This window comes from Cupriavidus sp. GA3-3, assembly GCF_000389805.1.
Taxonomy (GTDB): Bacteria; Pseudomonadota; Gammaproteobacteria; order Burkholderiales; family Burkholderiaceae; genus Cupriavidus; species Cupriavidus necator_D.
Genome location: NZ_KB944504.1, coordinates 238,864 through 261,897 on the forward strand (window position 1 = coordinate 238,864; position 23,034 = coordinate 261,897).

The 23,034-nt window shown below is 64.8% G+C and carries 23 protein-coding genes and 2 pseudogenes; 16 read left to right on the plus strand and 9 right to left on the minus strand.

The features are described from left to right. Positions 1 to 143: 143 nt before the first annotated feature. Positions 144 to 446 (plus strand): annotated as a pseudogene (locus C265_RS29580) (LysR substrate-binding domain-containing protein); the annotation flags it as partial. 58 nt (positions 447 to 504) lie between these two features. Here C265_RS29580 and senA read toward each other — a convergent pair. Further along, positions 505 to 1,707, minus strand: a complete 1,203-nt coding sequence (senA, locus tag C265_RS29585) for a selenoneine synthase SenA (RefSeq protein ID WP_010812633.1) — start codon at positions 1,705 to 1,707, stop codon at positions 505 to 507. Between senA and senB the strand changes: the two genes are divergently transcribed. From senB to C265_RS29620, 7 genes are all read left to right on the plus strand, one after another. Further along, entirely contained in the window at positions 1,706 to 2,701 is a 996-nt protein-coding gene (senB, locus tag C265_RS29590; protein WP_010812634.1) for a selenoneine biosynthesis selenosugar synthase SenB, read from the plus strand. The genes senA and senB overlap by 2 nt on opposite strands. Continuing rightward, positions 2,698 to 3,771 (plus strand): selenide, water dikinase SelD, encoded by a 1,074-nt coding sequence (gene selD, locus C265_RS29595; RefSeq protein ID WP_210401237.1) that lies wholly within the window; start codon positions 2,698 to 2,700, stop codon positions 3,769 to 3,771. Before senB ends, selD begins: the two co-directional genes overlap by 4 nt. Continuing rightward, complete coding sequence (locus C265_RS29600; protein ID WP_037025643.1) at positions 3,755 to 4,606, plus strand: putative selenate ABC transporter substrate-binding protein; 852 nt, start codon at positions 3,755 to 3,757, stop codon at positions 4,604 to 4,606. Before selD ends, C265_RS29600 begins: the two co-directional genes overlap by 17 nt. 10 nt (positions 4,607 to 4,616) lie before the next feature. Continuing rightward, positions 4,617 to 5,459 carry a phosphonate ABC transporter ATP-binding protein gene (locus C265_RS29605; protein ID WP_010812637.1) on the plus strand — a complete coding sequence of 281 codons (843 nt, stop codon included), beginning with the start codon at positions 4,617 to 4,619 and terminating at the stop codon, positions 5,457 to 5,459. Beyond that, positions 5,456 to 6,277: an ABC transporter permease gene (locus tag C265_RS29610; RefSeq protein WP_010812638.1), complete on the plus strand. Its 822-nt coding sequence runs from the start codon at positions 5,456 to 5,458 to the stop codon at positions 6,275 to 6,277. The genes C265_RS29605 and C265_RS29610 overlap by 4 nt, the downstream gene beginning before the upstream one ends. 3 nt (positions 6,278 to 6,280) lie before the next feature. Next, complete coding sequence (phnE, locus tag C265_RS29615; protein ID WP_010812639.1) at positions 6,281 to 7,069, plus strand: phosphonate ABC transporter, permease protein PhnE; 789 nt, start codon at positions 6,281 to 6,283, stop codon at positions 7,067 to 7,069. A 66-nt stretch (positions 7,070 to 7,135) separates the two neighbouring features. Continuing rightward, complete coding sequence (locus tag C265_RS29620) at positions 7,136 to 7,336, plus strand: acetyl-CoA acyltransferase (protein WP_010812640.1); 201 nt, start codon at positions 7,136 to 7,138, stop codon at positions 7,334 to 7,336. 109 nt (positions 7,337 to 7,445) lie between these two features. On the opposite strand, the gene C265_RS29625 is transcribed toward C265_RS29620, so the two are convergent. Both C265_RS29625 and C265_RS29630 read right to left on the minus strand, forming a co-directional pair. Continuing rightward, the gene (locus C265_RS29625) at positions 7,446 to 8,876 is read right to left on the minus strand and encodes an aldehyde dehydrogenase (RefSeq protein WP_010812641.1); all 1,431 of its coding nucleotides are present in this window, start codon (positions 8,874 to 8,876) and stop codon (positions 7,446 to 7,448) included. A 49-nt stretch (positions 8,877 to 8,925) separates the two neighbouring features. Then, complete coding sequence (locus tag C265_RS29630) at positions 8,926 to 9,834, minus strand: NAD(P)-dependent oxidoreductase (protein ID WP_010812642.1); 909 nt, start codon at positions 9,832 to 9,834, stop codon at positions 8,926 to 8,928. Between the two features lie 367 nt (positions 9,835 to 10,201). On the opposite strand from C265_RS29630, the gene C265_RS29635 reads away from it, so the two are divergent. The 3 genes and pseudogenes from C265_RS29635 to C265_RS29645 all read left to right on the plus strand — a co-directional run bounded on the left by C265_RS29635 (position 10,202) and on the right by C265_RS29645 (position 13,029). After that, on the plus strand, positions 10,202 to 11,503 hold the full coding sequence (locus tag C265_RS29635; RefSeq protein ID WP_010812643.1) for an MFS transporter: 1,302 nt from the start codon (positions 10,202 to 10,204) through the stop codon (positions 11,501 to 11,503). 11 nt (positions 11,504 to 11,514) lie between these two features. Then, positions 11,515 to 12,449: pseudogene (locus C265_RS29640) on the plus strand (LysR family transcriptional regulator). 115 nt (positions 12,450 to 12,564) lie between these two features. After that, on the plus strand, positions 12,565 to 13,029 hold the full coding sequence (locus C265_RS29645; protein WP_010812644.1) for a YaiI/YqxD family protein: 465 nt from the start codon (positions 12,565 to 12,567) through the stop codon (positions 13,027 to 13,029). A gap of 319 nt (positions 13,030 to 13,348) precedes the next feature. On the opposite strand, the gene C265_RS29650 is transcribed toward C265_RS29645, so the two are convergent. Beyond that, positions 13,349 to 13,753 carry a RidA family protein gene (locus tag C265_RS29650; protein WP_010812645.1) on the minus strand — a complete coding sequence of 135 codons (405 nt, stop codon included), beginning with the start codon at positions 13,751 to 13,753 and terminating at the stop codon, positions 13,349 to 13,351. A 147-nt stretch (positions 13,754 to 13,900) separates the two neighbouring features. Here C265_RS29650 and C265_RS29655 point away from each other — a divergent pair, with 147 nt between their 5' ends. Continuing rightward, positions 13,901 to 14,827: a LysR family transcriptional regulator gene (locus C265_RS29655; RefSeq protein ID WP_010812646.1), complete on the plus strand. Its 927-nt coding sequence runs from the start codon at positions 13,901 to 13,903 to the stop codon at positions 14,825 to 14,827. A 111-nt stretch (positions 14,828 to 14,938) separates the two neighbouring features. On the opposite strand, the gene C265_RS29660 is transcribed toward C265_RS29655, so the two are convergent. The 3 genes from C265_RS29660 to ilvD all read right to left on the minus strand — a co-directional run bounded on the left by C265_RS29660 (position 14,939) and on the right by ilvD (position 17,621). After that, entirely contained in the window at positions 14,939 to 15,370 is a 432-nt protein-coding gene (locus C265_RS29660; RefSeq protein ID WP_037025644.1) for a hypothetical protein, read from the minus strand. A 165-nt stretch (positions 15,371 to 15,535) separates the two neighbouring features. Further along, complete coding sequence (locus tag C265_RS33060) at positions 15,536 to 15,718, minus strand: hypothetical protein (protein WP_231881477.1); 183 nt, start codon at positions 15,716 to 15,718, stop codon at positions 15,536 to 15,538. 43 nt (positions 15,719 to 15,761) lie between these two features. Next, positions 15,762 to 17,621 (minus strand): dihydroxy-acid dehydratase, encoded by a 1,860-nt coding sequence (gene ilvD / locus C265_RS29665; RefSeq protein WP_010812649.1) that lies wholly within the window; start codon positions 17,619 to 17,621, stop codon positions 15,762 to 15,764. Positions 17,622 to 17,846: 225 nt separating this feature from the next. Between ilvD and C265_RS29670 the strand changes: the two genes are divergently transcribed. Both C265_RS29670 and C265_RS29675 read left to right on the plus strand, forming a co-directional pair. Then, positions 17,847 to 18,182 (plus strand): DUF3175 domain-containing protein, encoded by a 336-nt coding sequence (locus C265_RS29670; protein WP_010812650.1) that lies wholly within the window; start codon positions 17,847 to 17,849, stop codon positions 18,180 to 18,182. Between the two features lie 85 nt (positions 18,183 to 18,267). Then, the gene (locus tag C265_RS29675) at positions 18,268 to 19,290 is read left to right on the plus strand and encodes a class I fructose-bisphosphate aldolase (RefSeq protein WP_010812651.1); all 1,023 of its coding nucleotides are present in this window, start codon (positions 18,268 to 18,270) and stop codon (positions 19,288 to 19,290) included. A 309-nt stretch (positions 19,291 to 19,599) separates the two neighbouring features. Here C265_RS29675 and C265_RS29680 read toward each other — a convergent pair whose 3' ends face one another. Then, positions 19,600 to 20,055: a carboxymuconolactone decarboxylase family protein gene (locus tag C265_RS29680; RefSeq protein ID WP_010812652.1), complete on the minus strand. Its 456-nt coding sequence runs from the start codon at positions 20,053 to 20,055 to the stop codon at positions 19,600 to 19,602. Between the two features lie 9 nt (positions 20,056 to 20,064). Next, positions 20,065 to 20,481: a cupin domain-containing protein gene (locus C265_RS29685; RefSeq protein ID WP_010812653.1), complete on the minus strand. Its 417-nt coding sequence runs from the start codon at positions 20,479 to 20,481 to the stop codon at positions 20,065 to 20,067. 87 nt (positions 20,482 to 20,568) lie between these two features. Here C265_RS29685 and C265_RS29690 point away from each other — a divergent pair, with 87 nt between their 5' ends. Together C265_RS29690 and C265_RS29695 are read left to right on the plus strand one after the other, a co-directional pair. After that, a complete protein-coding gene (locus tag C265_RS29690) occupies positions 20,569 to 21,981 on the plus strand; it encodes a PLP-dependent aminotransferase family protein (protein WP_037025648.1) in 1,413 nt (470 codons plus the stop codon). Between the two features lie 473 nt (positions 21,982 to 22,454). Then, positions 22,455 to 22,973: a DUF1697 domain-containing protein gene (locus C265_RS29695; protein WP_081645172.1), complete on the plus strand. Its 519-nt coding sequence runs from the start codon at positions 22,455 to 22,457 to the stop codon at positions 22,971 to 22,973. Positions 22,974 to 23,034 lie beyond the last annotated feature (61 nt).

Sequence of the window (23,034 nt, forward strand, 5' to 3'; positions counted from 1 at the left end):
GCTCCTGTCACGGCTCGGGCACAGCCTGCCATGCAAGAACCGATCCACGGCCCTGGCACAAGTCCCGCCGGGCCTTTCCGGCTGCTGGCGTGCCTCGCCCTTGTAAAAGATACCTCATGCGCGCGGCATCGGCGATGCATGCGGGCTTGTCCGTCTGGGACTTCGAGCGCCGTGGCCGTCAGTTGAAGGTGCGCGACGACGGCCAGGCCGTTTTCAACAGCACGCCCCATATCGTGATGGCCGCGCTTGAGGGGCTGGGCGTCGCCTTCCTCCCGGAAGAGGAATTTGCACCCCACATCGAGGAAGGTCGGCTGGTACGCGTGCTGGAAGACTGGTGCCCTCCGTTTGCGGGCTGCCACCTGTACTACCCCAGCCGCCGCCAGGCATCGCCAGCCTTTTCGCTGGTGGTGAATGCACTTCGCGTTGGTGGGTCGGCCCGCCGCTAGGGTGGTCAGGGCGGTGTCAGCCGCATCGTTGATATCACCGTGAAGACGCCCTCCTTCCTCAACCGCAGCAGCGGAATCCGACGAAGAGGTCGCTGCGGTGCGGCAGGTAGAAGTTCCGGTAGCGAGGATGCTGCATGCGGGCATGGGTGGCGAACGATCCGCCGCGAACCGAGCGATGCGTGTGAAACCAGGGGGCGGAATATTCCTGGTAGGGATCGGGCGAGAACCCTGCATAGGGCACGAAAGGATCAGCCGTCCATTCCCACACGGCGCTACCCCAGCGGATCAGGTCATGCGTTGCCGCATACTCCCATTCGGCTTCCGTGGGCAAGCGCTTGCCGGCCCAGCGGCAATAGGCTTCCGCCTCGTGGGCATTGATATGACACACCGGCTGTTCGGGCGGCAGCGGCACCCACTGCCCGAACCAGCGCAACGCCCATTGCCCCGCGGTGCCGCCGGCTGTCCGGCGCCAGCGCACCGGATGCGCCAGCCTGCTCTGTTGCAGCCATGCGCGTCCGTCGTCTGACCACCATTGATGGTCGCGGTAGCCGCCGGCGGCCACGAATTCCGCAAATGCGGCATTGCTGACGCAAGTGCGATCGATGTGGAAAGGGGCGATGTGGACCGGGTGGGACCACTTCTCGTTGTCGAAGACGAACCCGTCGCCCCCGATGGGCGACCCCATTGCGAACGTGTCGCCGCCTGCGGCTGCCGAGCCGGCGCCCGGCGCAATGGAAGGCATGCCGAGCGGGGCATGCAGCGGATAATCGAGCGTCTGGCGCATATAGGTCAGCGCCTCCGCATGCATGTCTTCGTGGAACAAGGCGAGCCGGAAGAAATAGAGCGCAGCGTCGGTATCGTCCGACGTGGCGAGCCTGGCGCGAACGTGCTCCAGCACGGCGGCTGCGTAGTCGCGAATCTCGGAGAGCCGGGGCAGCGCAAGATGCCATCGGTCCCGGTGGGCGACGCGCATGGAATCGAAGAGGCGGTCGGCGTCCGGCAGCATGGACGGGAGGCTGGCCACCCAGCAGCCGTCCTCGCCGGCACGTGGCTCCCGCAGCACCCATTGCTCCGTGAACCAGGCGATATGGGCATACTCCCACAAGGGCGGATTGATTCCCGCGTCATAAGGAACCTGCCATTGGGACGGCGACAGCTCCTCAAGCACGGCCCAGGTGCGCCGGTGCGCATCGGCAAACGCCGCATCCAGCTCGAACTTGTTTATCCTTCTTGCTGCCGCCCCCTCAGAACCTGTCATCATGCGTCCTCCCAAGGCCACCGTCGCGATTATCAGTCCAGCGCTGCGCAAAGCCAACAATGGCAACTGGCAAACCGCCAATCGCTGGGCCCGGTTCCTGCAGGGGGACTACGATGTCACGCTGGCCGCTGAATGGTCGACGGCCAGCCAGGGCGGCGCCCTGCCCGACTGCCTGATCGCCCTGCACGCCCGGCGCTCGGCCGAGTCCATCGCCAGGTTTGCCGAGGCTTGTCCGGATCGTCCGCTGATCGTCGTGCTGACCGGCACCGATCTGTACCGCGACATCCGCACCGATGCATCGGCCCAGCGCTCGCTCGAACTCGCCACCCACCTGGTGGTGCTGCAGGACGAAGGGTTGGCCGAACTGGCGGCCGCGCATCGCGCCCGGTGCCGGGTGATCTACCAGTCTGCCCCGGCATGCGCGCCCGCGGCGCCCCGCCAGAATCACTTCGACGTCGTGCTGGTCGGCCACATGCGGGCGGAAAAAGACCCGCTGACGCCCATGCGCGCGCTCTCGCTGCTTCCCGACGATTCGCGCGTGCGCCTGATCCACATCGGCGGCGCGCTGGATGACGCCTATCGGCAGGAGGCCCTGGCGCTGGAAGCACGAGCCTGGCCCGGCGTGCGGCGCTATGTCTGGCTCGGAAACCTGCCCCATGACGAAACCCTGCAGCACATCCGGAAAGCACAGGCCATGGTGATCTCCAGCGCCATGGAAGGCGGCGCCAACGTGATCATCGAGGCCGTCGCCAGTGGCGTGCCGGTGCTGGCCAGCCGCATCCCGGGCAACGTCGGCATGCTGGGCCGTGACTACGAAGGCTATTTTCCGTTGGGTGACGCCGCGCAATTGGCGCTGGTGCTGGAACGCACCAGCCGGGATGCCGGGTTCCTGGACCGCCTGCGGCAGCAATGCGCAATTCGCGCGCCGCTGTTCGCGCCGGCGCGGGAACGGGCGGAAGTGAGTAAACTTGTCGCCGACGCCTTGAAACCAGAATGACTCGGAGCCCCGCAGTGGACCAGCCAGACAACGCAAAGATCAAGCTCACCGCCTTCTCCCACGGCGGCGGGTGTGGGTGCAAGATTGCCCCCGGTGTGCTTTCTGAAATCCTCAGGAATTCGGTCGGCTTCCCTGCTCCGGCAGCCCTGCTGGTCGGCAAGGAAACCAGCGACGACGCGGCGGTCTACCAGCTCAATGACAGCCAGGCCCTGATCGCCACCACGGACTTCTTCATGCCGGTGGTGGACGATCCGTACGATTTCGGGCGTATCGCCGCCACCAACGCCATCTCCGACGTCTATGCCATGGGCGGAACCCCGATCATGGCGCTGGCGCTGGTCGGCATGCCCATCGAGAAGCTGCCGCCTGAGGTCATCGGCAAGATCCTCGAAGGCGGCGAATCGATCTGCGCCCAGGCGGGCATCCCGGTCGCGGGCGGCCACACCATCGATTCCCTTGAGCCGATCTACGGGCTGGTGGTCCTTGGTCTGGTGCACCCGAACCGGGTCAAGAAGAACAGCGGCGCTAAGGCGGGCGACAAGCTGATCCTCGGCAAGCCGTTGGGCGTGGGCGTGTTGTCCGCCGCGGTGAAGAAGGACAAGCTCGACGCAGCCGGCTATCAGGAACTGATTGCCTGCACCACCAAACTCAACACGCCCGGCCGACTGCTGGCCGAAGTGCCGGCTGTCCACGCGCTGACCGACGTGACCGGCTTCGGCCTGCTCGGCCACCTGCTGGAGCTGTGTCGTGGCGCGGGCGTCGGCGCGCGGCTGGACATGGCGCGGATTCCACTGCTGCCGCGGGTCGAGCGCATGGCCGCCGAAGGGCTGGTGACCGGCGCATCGGGGCGCAACTGGGTCAGCTACGGCAGCGAGGTGGACCTGTCCACGTCGGTCGCGCCAAGCCAGCAGGCACTGCTGACCGATCCCCAGACCAGCGGCGGCTTGCTGGTGTCGTGCGCACCGGAAGCCGTGGACGAGGTCCTGGAGATCTTTAACCGGGAAGGCTTCGCAGACGCTGCCGTGATCGGAGAAATGACGCAAGGAGCCGCCCGTGTTGCCGTTGCTTAAGCGCCTTGCCGCGCTGACCCTGCTGGGCTTTGCCGGCCTCGCCAGTGCCCAGGCTGTCCTGAAGGTCTCGGCCATTCCCGACGAGTCCCCCACCGAACTGCAGCGCAAGTTCGCGCCGCTCGGCAACTACCTGGAGAAGGAAACCGGCATGAAGGTGAAGTTCGTGCCCGTCACGGACTACGCTGCGGTGGTCGAAGCGCTGGCCACCGGCAAGATCGACATGGCGTGGCTGGGCGGCTTTACCTATGTGCAGAGCAAGATCCGGACGAAGGGAGCCACCATCCCCATCGTCCAGCGCCAGGAAGATGCCGCCTTCACCAGCAAGTTCATCACCGCCGACAGCGCGATCAAGTCACTGGCCGACCTCAAAGGCCACACCTTCGTCTTCGGCGCGCCGTCCTCTACCTCCGGCCACCTGATGCCACGGCACTTCCTGCTGCAGGCGGGCATCGACCCGGACAAGGACTTCAAGACGCTCGCCTATTCGGGCGCCCACGATGCGACGGTGGCTTTCGTGCAGGCCGGCAGGGCCGACGCCGGCGTGCTCAATGCCTCGGTGTGGGACAAGCTGGTGGAGCAGCGCAAGGTGGATCCCGCCAAGGTCAGGGTATTTGCTGTCACACCGCCCTATTACGACTACAACTGGACCGTGCGCGGCGGGCTCGATCCGGCCTTGCGCAAGAAGCTGACCGAAGCATTCCTGCGGCTGGACCCGGCCAATCCCGAGCAGCGCGAGATCATGGCATTGCAGCGGACCGCCAGGTACATTCCCACCCGGCCCGAAAACTACGACGGCATCGAGGCCGCAGCCCGGGCCGCGGGCCTGATCCAGTGATGCCGGTCTGATGAGCTTCCGCCTGGACGCCGCCAGCGTCAGTTACGCCAACGGACAGCGTGCGCTCAGCCAGATCACGTTGGCGGCCAGCCGCGGCGAGCCCATCGCCGTCATCGGTCCGTCCGGAGCCGGCAAGACCTCCTTGCTGCGCTTGCTGGCAACGTCGCTGCGGCCAAGCGAGGGCCGTGTGGAGGTGCTGGAGCAAAGCCCCTGGGCGGTATCCGCCGCACGCCTGCAGCAGTTGCGCTGCCGCATCGGCATGGTGCACCAGGCGCCGCCGATGCCGCCGCGCCAGCGCGTGGTCACGGCCATCCTTGCCGGCCGCCTGGGCATCTGGCCCGCCTGGAAATCCTTGCTGTCGCTGGTCTATCCGGCAGACATCGATGGTGCCGGCGAACAGCTCGCCCGCCTTGAGCTGGCCGACCGCCTGTTCGACCGGTGCGACCAGCTCTCGGGCGGTCAGCTGCAGCGCGTGGGCGTCGCCCGCGTGCTTTACCAGCGCCCGGAATTGATCCTGGCGGACGAACCGGTCTCGGCAATGGACCCGGTGCTGGCCAACCTCACCCTGGGCGAGCTGCGCAGGGAAGCGGATACACGCGCGGTGCCCCTGGTCGCCAGCCTGCACGCAGTGGATCTGGCGCTGCGCTGGTTTCCCCGCATCGTCGGCCTGAAGGCGGGCGAGATCGCCTTCGACCTGCCGGCCGAGCGCGTCACCGACGCGCTGCTGCGCGAACTCTATGCCTCCGAAAGCGCATCGCCACCGGTACAGGGCAGCCAGGCCCTGACGAGCATCGCGGCAGGTGCGAGCGCCGCCATCGGTGGCGACACCCAACCCAGGCCGGCGTGCCGATGACCGCCCACCCGCGCGATCCCCAAGCGCTGCGGCGCGCCAGCGGCCTGGTGCTCGCGCTGCTTCTGCTGTGGCCATTGTTGCAGCTGTCCCGGTTCAGCCCTTCAGCCTTGTTCGACACCGGAAACCTCAAGGTGATGGGCGCCTTCGTGCGCAACTTCCTTCCCCCCGAGGTTTCGCCCGGATTCCTCGGGCTTGTGGTCAACGCCACGCTGGAAACGCTGGCGATCGCCACCGCGGGCATTGCGCTCGCCTTTGTGATCGCAACACCTCTGGCCGTGGCCTTGACGGGCAGCCTGTCGGTGTCGCGCATCGGCCCCGGCCGGGGACGCAAGCCGCGCATGGCGGTGCGCGCTGGCGTGCGCGCCCTGGTGCTGCTGCTGCGCGGGGTGCCGGAGTTGGTGTGGGCACTGGTCTTCGTGCGCGCCCTCGGCCTGGGGGCGGCGGCGGGCGTGCTCGCCCTGGCCATCACCTATGGCGGCATGCTGGCAAAGGTCTATGCGGAAATCCTCGAATCCAGCGACAAACGCGCCGTGGATGCCCTGCTTGGCAGCGGCAGCGGGCGCCTGGCGGCACTGTTCTATGGGCTGCTTCCCCATGCCTCGCAGGAGCTGGTCTCGTACACCGTCTACCGCTGGGAATGTGCCATCCGGGCTTCCGTGGTCATGGGCTTCGTTGGCGCCGGCGGACTTGGGCAGTTGATGGACCAGGCCATGAAACTGCTCAACGGCGGGGAAGCCGCGACCATCCTGCTAGTGTTCCTGCTGCTGGTCCTGCTGGCGGACGCGCTCAGCGCGCACCTGCGCAAGCTGCTCGACTGAATCATGGCGCACAAGGTCAAGGCCGCTCAATTCTGCATGCGCTGCCTGCTCACCCTGATCGCGGTGGCCGCCGCGGTTTCGGGCAGCTTCGCGTATCTGTCGCTCGATCTGGGCCAGCTTTTTTCCGCGGACGCTGCAGCCGAGATGGCGCGCTTCCTGCTGACGTTCTTCCCGCCGCAGCTGTCACCCGCTTTTTTGGCCAGAACCGCTGGCAGCATGCTCGAAACGCTCGCGGTTTCCGCAGTGGGCACGCTGTGTGCGGCGGTGCTGGGTTTTGGCCTGGCACTACCGGCTTCCGGGCTCTACGGCGATGCGCTGCGCGCCTTGTCGCGCTTGCTACTGAACCTGTTGCGCTCGATCCCCGAGCTGGTATGGGCTGCCCTGACCGTACTCGCAGTCGGCCTTGGACCGTTTGCCGGCACCCTCGCCCTGGCACTACATACCGCGGGCGTGCTCGGTCGCCTATTCGCCGAGGCGCTGGAGAATGCGCCGCGCGCACCCGCCCGCGCGCTGATGGAAGGGGGCACTCCTGCCGCGCTGGTCTTCATGTACGGGACGCTGCCCTGCGTATGGCCCCAGTTTCTGGCCTACATCCTGTACCGCTGGGAAACGAATATCCGCGTGGCGGCAATCCTTGGCTTTGTCGGCGCCGGCGGGCTTGGGCAGATGTTGTATTTCGAGCTGTCCCTGTTCCATCTGCCCCAGGCTTGCACGGTGATCATCGCCATGCTTGCCCTGGCGGCCGTGGTCGACACGGCCAGCGCGATCATGAGGGGTGGCCGGCGTTCGTGAAGAGGCGCCGGCGACGCTTGCGGTTACTTCCTACGTCCACGAATCATTGTTGCGCCCTCCGCCCAGATGCTGGTGACTGACGCAACGACAGGCCAGACGTTTCGCAAGCCGGCCACGCTGGAGAAGGATGAGGGCAATCGTCCGGGGACGATGCTGGATAGCCTTGCCGCGCTGAAGCCCGTGATCGACGACGGCGTGATTACGGCCAGCAACGCCAGTCAGCTCTCGGATGGCGCGAGTGCCGCCGCCCTGTTCGAGATCGCGTAAGCGGCAAGCGGAGCACCAGGGACGGCCTCGCACAGGCCGGACTGTCCTGTGCGAGGCCGATTATGCAATGCCTGCTCCGCTCGACCTGCTCCTCCGGGTGCCAAGGGGGTCACAAGCGAATGATCACGCTCTTCAGTTGCGTGTAGTGCGCGAGCGCCTCGACGCCCTGTTCGCGTCCGTGCCCGCTCTGCTTGAAGCCACCGCAAGGCGTTTGCACAAAGCCGCCGCTGTACTCGTTCACGACGATCCGGCCGGCCTCGAGCGCGCCGGCTACGCGATGGACACGGCCGATGTCGCGGCTCCAGATGCCGGCAGCCAGCCCATAGTCGGAGTCGTTCGCGATGCGGATGGCGTCTGCTTCGTCCTCGAAGCGGATAACGCTGAGCACGGGCCCGAAGATCTCCTCACGCGCAATCTCCATATCGTTTGTGACTCCCAGGTAAACAGTCGGTTCGATGAACCAACCCTCCCCCGCTTCCAGCGCTTGCGCTGCACGGCCCCCCACGGCCGGAACGAGGCCGAGGCGGCGGGCCGCGTCAAAGCTTTCCCGGACCTTATCGAACTGGGCGCGGGTCGTCATCGGTCCATAGGAGGCCTCAGCGTCTGGCCCGACGCGCACGTCCGCGACCGCTGCGAGCAGCTTGTCGACAAAGGCATCGTGGATTGACGACTGTACGAGCAGGCGCGTGCCGGCGGCGCACCACTGTCCGCCGTTCCAGGTGAAAGCGGTAGTGCATCCCTTCGCCGCGGCATCAAGATCGGCGTCATCGAAGACGATATTGGCCGACTTCCCGCCCAATTCCAGCGTCAGCGGCAGCACCCGGTCAGCGGCGATCCGTCCGAGTTCCCTGCCCGCACGCGTGCTGCCCGTGAACGAGATCTTGCGCACGTCGCGGTGCCCGGCCATTGCCGGCCCGAGCGACGGCCCGGTGCCGACCACGACATTGAGGACGCCGGGCGGCAGTCCCGCCGCCTCTGCCAGCTTCGCGAAGGCAATCAGCGAGCCGGATGTGAATTCCGACGGCTTGGCCACGATCACATTGCCCGTGGCAAGCGCGGGCGCAATTGCGCGGGCGGCCTGGTGCAGCGGTGCGTTCCACGGGAGGATCACGCCGATCACGCCAAACGGGTCGCGTCGCGTGTAGACGTGATAGTCCGGACCGGCGTTGATGACCTCGCCATCCATCGTATTGACGATTCCGCCGTAGAACTCGAAGTACTGGGCGATGAGCACCATCAGTTGCGGCATCTCGCGGCCCGGCTTGCCGGTCTCGGCGCTCTCGATGCGGCCCAGCGTACCGACGCTGTCGCGCACCGCGCGGCCTATCTCCACCAGAATGCGGCCGCGCTCGGCGGGGCGCATGGCGCGCCAGGCGGGCAGCGCCGCCATCGCCGCGCCAACGGCGGCGTCCATATCGGGCTTGCCGCTGTCGGCCACCTCGCATAGCGCGTTACCGGTGCGCGGATCCGTCTTCTCGATATACCGGCCTGTCGATGGCGGCAGATCCTTCCCGTTGATGTAGTTCAGCACCCTGTTCATGGCTTCCTCGAAAAAGAATTGACTGGAGGCGTCGCGGTCGCGCAGTGCCTCATGATTGCCCGCAGGCTGGCCCGATCGTGGCCCCCGCCAGCTTCTCGAGCTGTTGGACGACTCGGGTCATGTCGTCGCTTCCCGCGCCGTCGGCCACGGCCACATCGAAGAACTGCTTGACGACGGCGGACGCGAACATCGGTGCGCCTACAGCCTCGGCCTCGCCGAGAGCCAGGCGCATGTCCTTGCGCATGAGGTCCATGCGAAAGCCGAAGTCGAATTTGCGCGACAGGACTATATCGGCAAGCAACGTCTGGACAGCAAAGCCGCGAGCCGTGGCGCTTCTCGACAGGACCCGGAGGATCGCTTCCGCCGGGATGCCTGCCTTCACACCGAACAGCACGGCTTCCGCGGCGGTGACCAGCGCCGAGCCTGCGATCATGTTGTTGACGAGCTTGAGCGTTTGCCCCAGCCCTGGCTGCGCGCCGAGATACGCGACGTCGCCCGCGAATGCCTCGAATGCCGGTCGCGCAATGGCAAATGCCCCGGCATCGCCCGAGACCATCACGCTCAGCGAACCCGCCTCGGCACCCGCCACGCCGCCGGCCAGCGGCGCGTCCAACGCCTCGATGCCGTGCACCGACAACTCAGCCGCGACCCGGCGCGCCACGGTCGGACCGGTTGTCGAATGGTCGACGAAGACCTTCACCGCGCTGGCGCCCGCGACGCCGCCCGCGCCTACGGCGACCTGCTCGACAATATCGGGCGTAGGCAGGCAAGCCATGACCACTTCCGCGCGCCCTGCAACGTCGCGCACGCTGGCGCCGCGCGTCGCCCCGATGCGAACGAGGTCATCGACCGCCTGCGCGTTGCTGTCGAATACCGTCACCGGCAATCCCCGGTGAACCAGATGCCGGGCCATGTGCCTTCCCATGGCACCCAAGCCGATAAAGCCGAACATCGTCATGCAGTGTCTCCTGGCGCTGCCGGTACAGCGCAGTCTTGTCGTGGTATCGATGGTGCGACACGCGCCATCTGCGTGTGCCATCGGATACTAGGGGCGCCGCGGCGCCGCTTCAATCGACATTTCGGGCCGGTTCGATTGAGTTCTTCTCAAGCACGCGTCCCGCTTCACGCCCGGGTCGTTCCCCGGCGATTTCCGCCGCTCCGTCACTTGCTGAAAGCTCAAACGTAATCGGAGAAAAAGTCGTTTGAGCGCGCCACTCTTCCCCTCCTACGATGCGCGAACGTGCCGTGGGCCATGCGCCCAGGGACGCCAGTGCGCCATGCCCCTGGGCGGCGCGATACCACACAACATGATTCAAGGAGACGGCATGGAAACGACCCTGCCAGCAGATGCAGTCGATCGCACGAATCCCCTCACCCGCACGCAGAAGAAGGCGATCGCGGCAGCGACGCTCGGTACCATCGTGGAGTTCGCCGACTGGGTGATCTACGCTACCTTCGCCTCTCTGTTCTCGCGCCACTTCTTCCCCGCCGACAATGAAATGGTGTCGCTGCTGTCGGCATTCGCCGTGTTCGCAGTCGGCTTCATCATGCGGCCCGTCGGCGGCGCCGTGCTGGGCGCGTATGCCGACCGGCATGGGCGCAAGAGGGGTCTGACGCTCTCCGTGGCGCTGATGGCCGGCAGCACCGTGGTGATCGCGGTCTGCCCCGGCTACGTGGCCATCGGCATGGCGGCGCCCGTCATCCTGGTGCTGGCCCGGCTGGTGCAGGGTTTCGCGGCCGGCGGGGAATTCGGATCGGCCTCGACATACCTTGTCGAGTCGGCCGCGCCTTCGCGCCGCGCCTTCGCCGGTTCCTGGCAGTACTTCGGCATCAATGCCGGTGTCCTGGTAGCCGCCCTGATCGGCTACGTGCTGACACGCGCGCTCGATGCGCAGGCGATGGCGGCGTGGGGCTGGCGGCTCGGATTCGCGATCGCAGGCCTGATGGGGCTGGTGGCGCTATGGATCCGGCAGTCGGTGGCGGAAACGGAGGCCTTCCAGCGCAATGTCGCCCACCGCGCCGCCGCACACCCCTCGCTGCTGGTCGTCACCAGGCACTGGCGGGCGTCGCTGCGCGTGGTCGGCATCGCCATGGCAGGCAACCTGTCGCTCTACCTCTGGCTAGTGCTGTTCCCGACCTTGGCGCATGTGCGGACCGGTCAAAGCCTCCAGGATGCCTTCAGTGCCAGCGTGATCTCCATCGTCCTGTCGCTGGTGGCGATTCCGCTCATAGGCAAGCTGGCGGACAGCGTCGGACGCAAGCCTGTCCTGCTCGTGTTCGCCGGAGGCTCGGCATTGTTCGCCTGGCCCGGCCTGCATTTCCTGGCCAATGATTTCTGGTTGTCGACCGCCATCGTCAGCGTGGGCATGCTGCTCTCGTGCGGCTATGCCTCTACCGCCGCGGCGGTCATGGCCGAACAGTTTCCCGCTGAGGTACGCGCAACCGGCGTGGGGCTGCCCTATGCCGTCTCGGTGACGTTGTTCGGCGGCACCCTGCCGTACATCATGACGTCGATGTCGAATGCGGGCTGGGCCGACTACAGCTGGGTCTATATCGCCGCAGTCTGCGCGGCGAGCTTTCTCGTGTACGCCTTCATGCCGGAGACGAAGGGAAAAATCCTGGACTAGACGATGCCACGGTGCGAGCAGAGTGCGCCCCGGCGGGCATGACATCGACCGCATTGGGCGCAGCTGCCAGCCGCGTCGCCCAGGCGATCGCACAACTGGAGCAGCATCTGGGCGTTCGCCTGCTCCACCGCACCACGCGCAACCTGGCGCTTACCGAAGAAGGACAGCGCCTGCCCGAGAACACCCAGCCGGCGATCGCGGCGCTGGACCGGGCACTGGCCATTGCCCGCGAAGCCAAGGACGACATTGCCGGCCCCTGCGCATCGTGGGTCCAAAGTCGTCTTTCGCGCCCATCCTCATGCCGGTGCTCGATAAGTTCTGCCGGACGTATCCCGACATCCAGCCAGACATCCAGCTTGACGACGGCATTGGCAACTGGGTATTGGATCGCATGGATGTCGGCTTCAGGATCGGCATTTCGCCGAACGAGGGCGTGATCGGTCGCCAGTTGTTCCTGATCCAGATGATCGTGTGCGCTGCACCGGCCTACCTGGCTAGCCACGGCGTTCCCGCCACACTGGACGACCTGGTCGCCCACCGATGCGCTGTTTTTCGACACCCCGCAACCGGCACGGTATCGCCCTGGTATTTGACGGTAGATGGCAAGCTCGAGCACAGGCTGATGTCCCCGGCATTCTCGACCAACGACACCGAACTCGAACTGCAGGCCGTGCTCGCCGGGCAGGCGATCGGCCAGCTCGCAAACTTCTCTGCGGCGGCACACATCCGTGCCGGCAGACTGGTACCCGTGCTACTCCAGCATATGAGCGCTCACATCGGACTGCACATCTACTACGGGAGCCGCACCGCACAACCGAAGCGCGTGCGGGAATTTCTGGATCTGGCGATTTCCCGCCTGCTTGACTCCCCGGATTTCGTATTGACTGGAAAGGAACTCGGGACTGCTTCGCGGGGCTGGCGGGATGCGCAGCGGCGGGGGAAGTGAAAGCGAAGATGCGTTCGGACCGGCTACCGCCGGACCAGGCGTTGGCCGAATAACAAACGAACGGGAAGCGCAGGCAGTAATATGAGCGTTCCCTCCCCCCATTGGAAGTGCCGCGATGCAAGTACTGGTTGACGCAGACGCCTGCCCGGTTGTCGTCAAGGAAATGTTGTATCGGGCCGCACAACGTGTCGAAGTGTGCGTCACGCTGGTTGCCAACCAGTACATGCGCACGCCGCCTTCGCGCTTCATCAAGTCACTGCAAGTGCCTGCGGGCTTCGACGTCGCCGATGACCGTATCGTCGAGCTGGTCAGCAGCGGGGACCTCGTGATTACCGCGGACATCGTTCTTGCCGCCGCCGCCCTCGACAAGGGCGCCTATGTGCTCGACCCGCGAGGAAGTTGGTTCAGCCGTGAGAACATCCAGGAGCGCCTGACGATGCGCGAGGTGATGGAACAACTCCGCAACTCGGGCGTGGATACCGGCGGACCGGCACCGTACGCCCAGCAGGACAGCAAGGCGTTCGCTGGCCAATTGGACCGCTTCCTGGCACGCCATGCGCCGCCGGGCGGCGCCGCCTGAGGCATGTGGCCACAGCAACGCAATAGTGAGCCTAAGATGTTCGGCACGGGCCGGTGGCTTAAAGGAATCTCGGATGGCGGCAGTGGCCATCCTGTGTCCCTTTTTTTCGCTTCGCAGAGCGAATAAATGTGCGTCAAATGGCGTCTGCCGCGCAGTCCAGCCATTCTCGTCAGCGCAGTCTCGTTAATTCCGGTTCCTGGGCGGGCGCACGGCGACGTCATCAGCTAATTTGTCATTGTTTTTTCGGAAAACGCAGTCTGACGAATCCGGTTCCCCACACTACGGCGCTCCCCTCCTCTGTGGCAGTGCTTCCGCTCAGCTAGTCGGACACCGGGCCAGGCAGTTTGGCGATCACCTTGATCTCAAACTGGAAGCCGTAGAGCCATGTCACGCCGACCCCCGTCAGCGTCGGGTATGGCGCATCGCCCCAATGTTCTCTGACGACCGTCCAGATTCGCTCGAAGTGCTTCTCGGGGTCGACAATGAAGACCGTCACGTCGACCACATCCTTGAAGGTGCAGCCCGCCGCTGACAGGATCGCGTCAAGGTTGTCGAACGCGAGCCCGACCTGTGCCTCCAGATCGGGCTCGGGCGAACCGTCTGGCCGGCTGCCCACCTGGCCTGAAGCAAACAGAAAGCCGTTGGAACGAATGGCAGGCGAGTACCGGTTGCGCTCGTATAGCGCTTGCCGCCCCGCCGGAAACACAACGTCACGTGCAGACATGGGTCTCTCCCTTGGATGGAATTGAGTCAGTGAATTTACCGCGCAGCGCAGACACTGTAGAGGTCCGCTCCTCGCGAATAAACGAGCGAGACATACAATCACTGTTTGCAATTACCAAACAATGGTCGAGACATCTGGGGGGCAGACGTGGACCGTTTTGACGCCCTGCAGGCCTTCGTCCGCGTGGTCGAGGCCGGCAGCTTCACCAAGGCAGCGCAGACGCTGCAGATCAGCAAGACCACCGTGACTCAGTTGATTCAACAACTGGAGGCCCGACTGCGCGTCAAACTCCTCAATCGCACCACCCGGCAGGTCAGCGTGACGCCCGATGGCGCTGCCTATTACGAGCGTGCGGTGCGGCTACTTGCCGACCTGGAAGACGCCGACACGAGCCTGTCGACTGCGTCCACTTCCCCGCGGGGACGCTTGCGGGTGGATGTGCCCAGCCCGTTCGCACTCAGGATCCTTGTGCCCGCGCTGCCGACGTTTTATGCGCGCTACCCCGATATTCAGCTTCACATCGGCGTCAGCGACCGGATGGTGGACGTGATTGGCGACAACGTGGATTGCGTATTGCGGGGTGGGGAGTTGACCGATTCCTCCTTGCAAGCGCGCCGCGTGGGCGAGCTACGGCTCGGTGTCTACGCAGCCCCCGGCTATCTCGAGCAAGCGGGCACGCCAATGCATCCGGGCGAGCTGCAAGACACCCACCACCGCATCGTCGGATTCCTGGGAGCCAGCAGCGGCAAGGTCGCAGCGGTTACGATGCAACGCGAAGGCGAGAGCATCAGTGTCCGAGGCCGCTATCTGGCCGCGCTCGATGATGGCAATGCCTATCTCGCGGCGGGTCTCGCCGGCGTAGGTGTCCTTTGGCTGCCGCACTACATGGCCCGGGAATATGTGGCGCGCGGCGAGCTAGTGCCGGTCTTGGAGAGCTGGCGCCTCGACCCCATGCCCATGTACGTGGTATATCCGCCAAACAGGCACGTCAGCATGAAGCTTAGGGTGTTTATTGATTGGGTGGGCGAATTGATGGAACGCCACGTATCGCGTTTGCCCCTGCACCATCCATGAATCGCGCGATGTTGCGGCAGCGCTTTTTATCAGGCAGTCTGGCCGCGGCGGAGAGTGGCCCGCAGGCGGATCGGATTAACCGTCCGTTTCAAGACCCATGGAATGACCGGATCACCCACGCATCCGCAACAGATCAGCGTAAGAAACCAGCTTGCGTTTCTCGTTAGCAAGCGTCTTTCGTTTGGACGCCGAGCGGGTTGGTTGGCCGCGCTCGAACTTGGCGGCGGCGCGTGCGTCCTCCCGCGCGTAGGCCCGCGCGGTCCTGGCTTCCGCCTTCAGGCGTTCAGCCTCCAGCCGCGCAGCAGTGCGTTCCTCTCGGGCAACATCTTGCACGGCCGACATGATTTCGGCTCTTAGCAGATCGCGCCTTTGCCTGGCAGCGGCACGGGCAGCCTGCAATTGCTCTTTCCTCTGCCGCAGCCAGTCTTTCCCGTTGACCGGCGCAGGCCTGGCCTCTGGCGGCACGCTCAGGCGCAAAGCCCTGCTGGTTGAAACTCTCTCAGTCGGCGGCGCGCGCCGCGCATCCTGCTTCGCATCACTCACGCTGCATCACTCTCCCAGCACCACATAGCTGCGGCCCATGCGTCACTGGTTGAAGTCCGTAAACTCATGCCAGCAACCTTACCATAGGACTGCATCTCGGGCCTGGAGCGTCCAGCCTCCTTTTACTTGGCGGCATGAATCGCTTAAACATGTGGGCTTTCGCCGTCACCGCGCGGTAAGTGCCGCGATATCGCGTACGCCGCCGTCGATCACCAGTGCGGCAATACCCGCCGCCTCGGCCGCGACCGTCAGCACTTCGCCCCAATAGCCAGCAAACGAATTTCCTGGATCGATCGAAGGCCAGCCACGGGGCGCGTTCTTATAAGAACCAAAAAAAAGCCGCTCCAAAGAGCGGCCTTATCGGCAAACGAAGCAAAGCTTCGCCCCGGGATCAGTCATCCAGCAACGACAAGTCCCGCACAGCCCCCTTATCCGCCGACATCACCAGCTTGGCATAAGCCTTCAGCGCAGCAGACACCTTGCGCGCACGCGCCTTGGCCGGCTTCCACCCCCTGGCGTTCTGCTCTTCGCGGCGGCTCGCCAGTTCCTCGTCGGACAGCAGCACGTTGATGGTGCGGTTGGGAATGTCGATGCGGATCTTGTCGCCGTCGCGCACCAGGCCGATGGCGCCGCCGGCCGCAGCTTCGGGCGAGCAGTGGCCGATGGACAAACCCGAGGTGCCGCCGGAGAAGCGGCCGTCGGTCAGCAGCGCGCAGGCCTTGCCCAGGCCCTTGGACTTGATGTAGCTGGTCGGGTAGAGCATCTCCTGCATGCCGGGGCCGCCCTTGGGGCCTTCGTAGCGCACGATCACCACGTCACCGGCCTTGACCTTGTCGTTGAGGATGTTCTCCACCGCCTCGTCCTGCGACTCGGTGACGTGGGCCGTGCCTTCGAACACGAGGATGCTCTCGTCCACGCCGGCGGTCTTCACCACGCAGCCGTCGAGCGCGATATTGCCCGTCAGCACCGCCAGGCCGCCTTCCTTGGAGAAGGCGTGCTCGTAGGAGCGGATGCAGCCCTCGGCGCGGTCCAGGTCCAGGCTGGGCCAGCGCGTGTTCTGGCTGAACGCCACCTGGGTGGGAATGCCCGCCGGCCCGGCCAGGTAGAAATTCCTGACGGCTTCGTCCCGGGTGCGGCTGATGTCCCACTGCTCCAGCGCATCCTTGAGCGTGGGGGCATGCACCGTGGGCACGTCGGTGTGCAGCTTGCCGGCGCGCTCCAGCTCGCCCAGGATGGCCATGATGCCGCCCGCGCGGTGCACGTCTTCGATGTGGTACTTGTTGGTGTTGGGCGCCACCTTGCACAGCTGCGGCACGACCCGCGACAGGCGGTCGATGTCGGTCATGCTGAAGTCGATGCCCGCCTCGCTCGCGATCGCCAGCAGGTGCAGGATGGTGTTGGTGGAGCCGCCCATGGCGATGTCCAGCGTCATGGCGTTCTCGAACGCCTTGAAGCCTACCGAGCGCGGCAGGATGCGCTCGTCTTCCTGCTCGTAGTACTGGCGTGCCAGTTCCACGATGCGGCTGCCAGCGCGCTTGAACAGCTGCTCGCGGTCCGCGTGGGTGGCCACCACCGTGCCGTTGCCGGGCAGCGACAGGCCCAGCGCTTCGGTCAGGCAGTTCATTGAGTTGGCGGTGAACATGCCCGAGCAAGAACCGCAGGTGGGGCAGGCGGAGCGCTCCACCTCGGCCACGTCGGCGTCGGAATAGGCGCTGTCGGCCGCGATCACCATGGCGTCCACCAGGTCGAGCTTCTTGAACTCCATGGCCTTGGTGACGGGGTTGGCCAGGCGCGTCTTGCCGGCTTCCATCGGGCCGCCGGAGACGAAGATCACCGGGATGTTGAGCCGCATCGCGGCCATCAGCATGCCGGGGGTGATCTTGTCGCAGTTGGAGATGCACACCATGGCGTCGGCGCAGTGCGCGTTGACCATGTATTCCACCGAGTCCGCGATGATGTCGCGGCTGGGCAGCGAATACAGCATGCCGTCGTGGCCCATGGCAATGCCGTCATCGACCGCGATGGTGTTGAACTCCTTGGCCACGCCGCCCGCGGCCTCGATCTCGCGCGCGACCAGCTGGCCCAGGTCCTTCAGGTGCACGTGCCCGGGCACGAACTGGGTGAAGGAATTGACCACCGCGACGATGGGCTTGGAAAAATCTTCGTCTTTCATGCCGGTGGCGCGCCACAGCGAGCGCGCCCCCGCCATGTTGCGGCCGGCGGTGGAGGTTTTGGAACGGTATGTGGGCATTTTTATTGCTGAAGAAATATCGCAGAAAGGAAGCGGGCCACAGGAATAAGGACCCTTGCGCGCCCGTGCGAACAACCTCTTGAGCTGCGCCCTGGGCAAAGGGGCAATTATCCCACACCGCCCGGGCCGTCTTGCCACCACGCGCCGGTCCCGCCTGAGCCCCCCGGGACGGCGAGAAGTTGCCTAGGCTAGACGGATCCCGATAAAGCTATGGGAGGACCGGAAATGGCTGCCGCGAAATCCACCCGCCGGCCGGCAAAGGGCCGCGCCAAAGCTGGCGCCAGCAAGGGGCGGCGCTGGTCACAGCAGGTAACAGAGCACAGCGACGCGCTGGACCTCGAACCGCACATCTTCGCCTCGGACAACCCCGAGGAAATTGCCGCTTCGCTCAAGCGTTCCGCCGTGAGCAGCCGGCGCCGCAAGGGCACGGCGTTCCAGTCGGCGATGTCGATGCTCAATTTCTACATCAATCGTGCCGGCCGCCATCTGCCCAGGGCGCGTCGCGCCACGCTGGAAAAGGCCAAGGGCAAGCTGCGCGAAGCGTTCGGGCGGCCACCTTAGGCAGGCGCTACGTGCCCCACCTTGCTTGCGCGACGGCGTTTTCGCGCCAATGCTTGTTCCTATGTCACCTGCACGGAGCCTGATCATGGACAGAAAAAGCGAACTGCAAGCCACCGTGGACGCCCTGGTACAAGCGGGCAAAGGGTTGCTGGCAGCCGACGAGAGCGGGCCGACCATCGCCAAGCGGTTCGAACGCATCGGCGTGGAGTCGAGCGAGGAAAACCGCCGCGCGTGGCGCAACCTGCTCTTGTCGAGCCCAGGCCTTGGCGAGTTCATCAGCGGCGTGATCCTGTACGAGGAAACCCTGGGCCAGCGCGCCGACGATGGCACGCCGCTGCCGGAACTGGCGGCGCGCCAGGGCATCGTGCCCGGTATCAAGGTGGACAAGGGCAAGATCGCGCTCGCCCTGGCACCCGGGGACGAGGTCACCGAGGGTCTCGACGGGCTGGCCAAGCGGCTTGCCGGCTATCGCCAGCAGGGCGCGCGCTTTGCCAAGTGGCGTGCGGTCTACAACGTGTCGGACAAGTTGCCGGGCTGGGCTGCCGTCCAGGCCAATGCGGAAGCGCTGGCACGCTATGCCGCGATCTGCCAGGAAGCAGGCATGGTACCCATCGTCGAGCCCGAGGTGCTGATGGACGGCGCGCACTCAATGGCGCGTTGCGCCGAGGTCACCGAGGCCGTGCTGCATGCAGTCTTTCATGCCTTGCACCGGCATGCGGTGGTGCTCGAGCACATGCTGCTGAAGCCGAGCATGGTGCTGCCCGGCAAGGAGGCCGGGCACGCGGCCCCGGCCGAGGTCGCCATGCAGACCGTGCAGGTGCTCAGGCGCACGGTGCCGGCGGCGGTGCCGGGCATCTTCTTCCTGTCCGGCGGCCAGACGCCCACCGAGGCCACCGTCAATCTGGACGCCATGAACCGGCTTGCCCCGCTGCCCTGGCGATTGTCCTTCTCCTACGGGCGCGCCTTGCAGGAGCCACCCCTGCTCGCCTGGCGCGGCGACGCCGCCAACGCCGCGCAAGCGCAACGCGTGCTGCTGCAGCGCTCACGGCTGAATGCCATGGCCTGCCTGGGTCAATACGACGAGGCGCAGGAGAATGCCGCAGGCTGAGCTTGCCGATGCGCCTGCGCTCCTTCGGCGCAGGCGCGCAGCCCCGCAGCAAATTCCGCATACGCCAGTGCCCGCGATCCTGGCTCGCCTCAGCAACTGGATACTGATGTGGACAGGCCGGCCGACCGGTACCGGCCCAGTTCCGGTCAGTCGGTGCGTGAACTACGGGCGCCCCGTTCGGAAAGGAAGCGGACCTCTGAATGGAAAGCTGCGAAGCGCAACTCGGGGGCTACGTGCCCCCAAAAGGGAAACGCCCCTAAAGGCGCGCTTCTCAACAGACTTCACCCGGCACCCGAGGGACAACAAGCATCAGTCTTTAGCGGCCAGTGCGGACTCGGGGGCGCGCCGGAAGCTGATGGCGAGCCGGTTATAGGCGTTCATCAGGCTGATAGCCATCGTGAGGTCAGCGAGCTCTTTCTCGTTGAACGCCGCGGCCGCGACTTGGAATTCCTCCTCGGGCACGTGTGTGTCCGCCACCAGGGTGACCGACTCGGCCCATGCGAGTGCGGCCTTTTCGCGGTGAGTGAACAACGGCCCCGCTTCGCGCCAGGCTTGCACGAGCGCAAGCTTCTCGGGCGTAGCGCCCTTCTTGATCAGGTCACGGGTATGCATGTCCAGGCAATAAGCGCACGCGTTGATCTGGCTCACGCGCAGATAGACCAGCTCGACGAGGACGTCTTCGAGGCCCGACTGCATGACATAGCCGTACACGCCGCCAAATGCCTTCACACCGCCTGGCGATGCCTTGGTGTAATCCAGTCTCATTTCAAACTCCTACTTGTCGTTGATCGTCAGTTCCTTGTCGTCTGAATCGACGACAAACACGGCGAGCAGTTTTGCCGGCTTGGTCTTGCTCGCATTGCGGCTCACCGGATGGCGTGCGCCTGGCTCCTCGAAGAAGCTCTCACCAGCCTTGTATACGCGTTCCGGCTCGTCGTTCACCTTGCTGGCGACGCTGCCCGAGACGACGTATGCATAGATGAATGACGACTTGGCATGGGTATGAGGATGCGAAGCGCCTCCGGGCGGATAAAGGACCTCCACGGCGATGAGCGACTTGCCCGGGATGTTGGGAATCGCCCGGGAGAAATTCGGCTTGACCGTATCGCCAACGGTGTGTGCAGCGGCAGCCCCGGTGAAGGCGATGCTCGTAGCCGCGACGAGAGAGCGAAGAATGCGCTGAAGTTTCATGTTTATCTCCTGTGAGGCTAGAATCATGCTCTCCCGGAGGTTCATAAAAAAGAACCAAAAATTCAATTTCCTGATGTACCAGAGGCTATGGGACTCCTGGATCTGAAGCTTGACCGCGCGTCGAAAACTTCACTGGCGGAGCAGATTCGGCTCGGCATTACCGGCGCCATTGAGAACGGGGTACTCGTTCCCGGTGCCAGACTGCCGTCCTGGGTAGATCTTGCCGCACAACTCGGGGTTGCCCGAGGCACCGTCAAGACTGCATATGAGCGGCTGGCCGACGCACAACTGGTCGCTTCATCGCGCGCTTGGGGGACCAGAGTCTCTGAGCATGCTGCCGTCGCGAGCCCGATCACGGAGCGTGCGCGTTCCATCGAGTCTGATCTGCGATCCGAGCTGTACCAGCATTTCCTGCCCGGACCTGCGGTCTTTCAAATGGGCGTGCCGGCATCGGACTGCTTCCCGGCTACATTGTTTTCGCGGCTGCGAGCCCGTGCGGCACGCGACGAAGTCGAAGCGCCTGCAGCGTATCCGGACCCAAGAGGCGAACATGAACTCCGACGAGAGATTGCAGCGCATCTGGCCCTGGCACGCGGCATTGAATGCCAGCCCTCACAGATTTTCATTACGGCGGGATGCTCAGGGGCGCTCGGTGTGGCGCTGCGAGTGATTCAGGCCGAAGGCCGGAAGGCATGGGTCGAGAACCCGGGATTTTTTCCCAGCCGCAGGGCATTGGAAATTTCCCGGCTCGCAACGGTTCCCATCCCGGTAAACGAAGAAGGCATTGATGTCAGCTACGGTGAAACGCACGCACCAGATGCCGCGGTGGCTTTGGTCACCGCGGGCCAACAAGCGCCTCTGGGTCCTACCTTGTCGCTCGCTCGTCGGGTGCAGATCCTCGACTGGGCGACACGCGCGGATGCCTGGATCATCGAAGACGATTACCTGGGCGAACTCCAGCTGGCACGCCGCGCGGCTCCCGCATTGGCGTCACTCGATCGTGCGGGGCGGGTGATTCATATCGGGTCCTTCAGCAAGACCATCAGTCCGACGCTGCGGCTTGGATTTGTCGTGGTGCCGGCCTCCCTGGTAGCCCGATTCGATGAAGCCGTGGCCTGCCTTGCTTCAGCGCCCGGACCGGCAGTGCAAATGGCAACTGCTGAATTCATGCGGGATGGGCACTATATCCGACACTTGCGTCGGATGAAGCGCATCTATGCAGGCCGAAGCCATGCACTGCTGGCTGCGCTGAGGTCCAGGGGATTCCAGGCCTATCCGGCCGGACTTGCCGTGGTGATGAGGCTTCCCGATGGCGCCGACGACAAGACGATCGCTCGGGAAGCCTATGCCTACGGCCTTGCGCCCGCCCCGTTGTCGGGGTGGTATTGCTCGGCGTCTACGCAGCGATCGGGACTGCTCCTTGGTGTTGCGACAGCGATTGAACAGCAGCTGCCGGCTGCCTGTGATCGCTTGCAACACCTGATCAGCAAGTTCTCCTAGCGCAAAGGCACTGACAGCACATGGGAGGGGTGGTACACGAATTCTTCAGCTTTTTGGTGCTTTTTTAAGTCCCAGGACCAGAAAAAATGGCGTTCACCGAATCAGAACGGGGCGTCACTCCGCTCCGCTGTGTCGTCGACTTTGCGCTGCGCTGCCAGCCTGCGCAGCTCAATGGAGAAAAGCCATGAAGATTTTCGTTGCAGGCGCAACTCGCGCCATCGGACTGCCGCTCGTGCGGGTACTTCGCGCACTGAACCATGAAGTACCCGGCTCGAGAGTCCGTAACTGCGCGCTAGCAGGTCGTTTCGCCATCTCCTGTGAGATTGTTAATTCTCCCCTTTTCATAGGGCGGCCATGCGCTCACACGTGGGTGGGCTGAACCGCTGGCCGGCACTCGTCTATCATTGACCAGCCTGTTTACCGTTGACCGCGAGCGAGCTGTGTGGCGGTTTGCCAGCAATCACGAGATAGCCATGTCCCGATACGTTGCCTTTCTTCGCGGCGTCAGCCCGATGAACGCCCGGATGCCCGAACTCAAGCGCTGCTTCGAGGCGGCGGGCTTCTCCGAAGTGAAAACCCTGCTCTCCAGCGGCAACATCGTGTTCAACGCGCGATCGTCGTCACTGGCCAGCCTGGAGCAACGCGCCGAGAAGGCGATGCAGTCTGAACTGGGCCACAGCTTCGACACCTTCGTCCGGCCGTCCCGCTATCTCCAGGACCTCATCGACTCGGACCCTTTCGCCGAGCTCAGCCTTGCACCTTCGGCCAAGCGGGTTGTCACCTTTCTCCGCAACCCGGTGCCACCAGACGTGGAGCTGCCCATCGAGCACGACGGCGCAAGCATCGTCAAGGCCAATGCCACGGAGGTCTTCAGCGCCTACGTGCCCGATCCGAAGAAAGGCCCGGTGTTCATGCGCCTGCTCGAACGCTCGTTCGGGAAGGGCATCACCACTCGCACGCTCGATACCGTCATCAAGTGTGCCAAGGCATAGGCTTCATGCGTAAGGCGGTCGCCCGAACACTCGCACCGAGTGGCTGAAACGGGCCGAACGA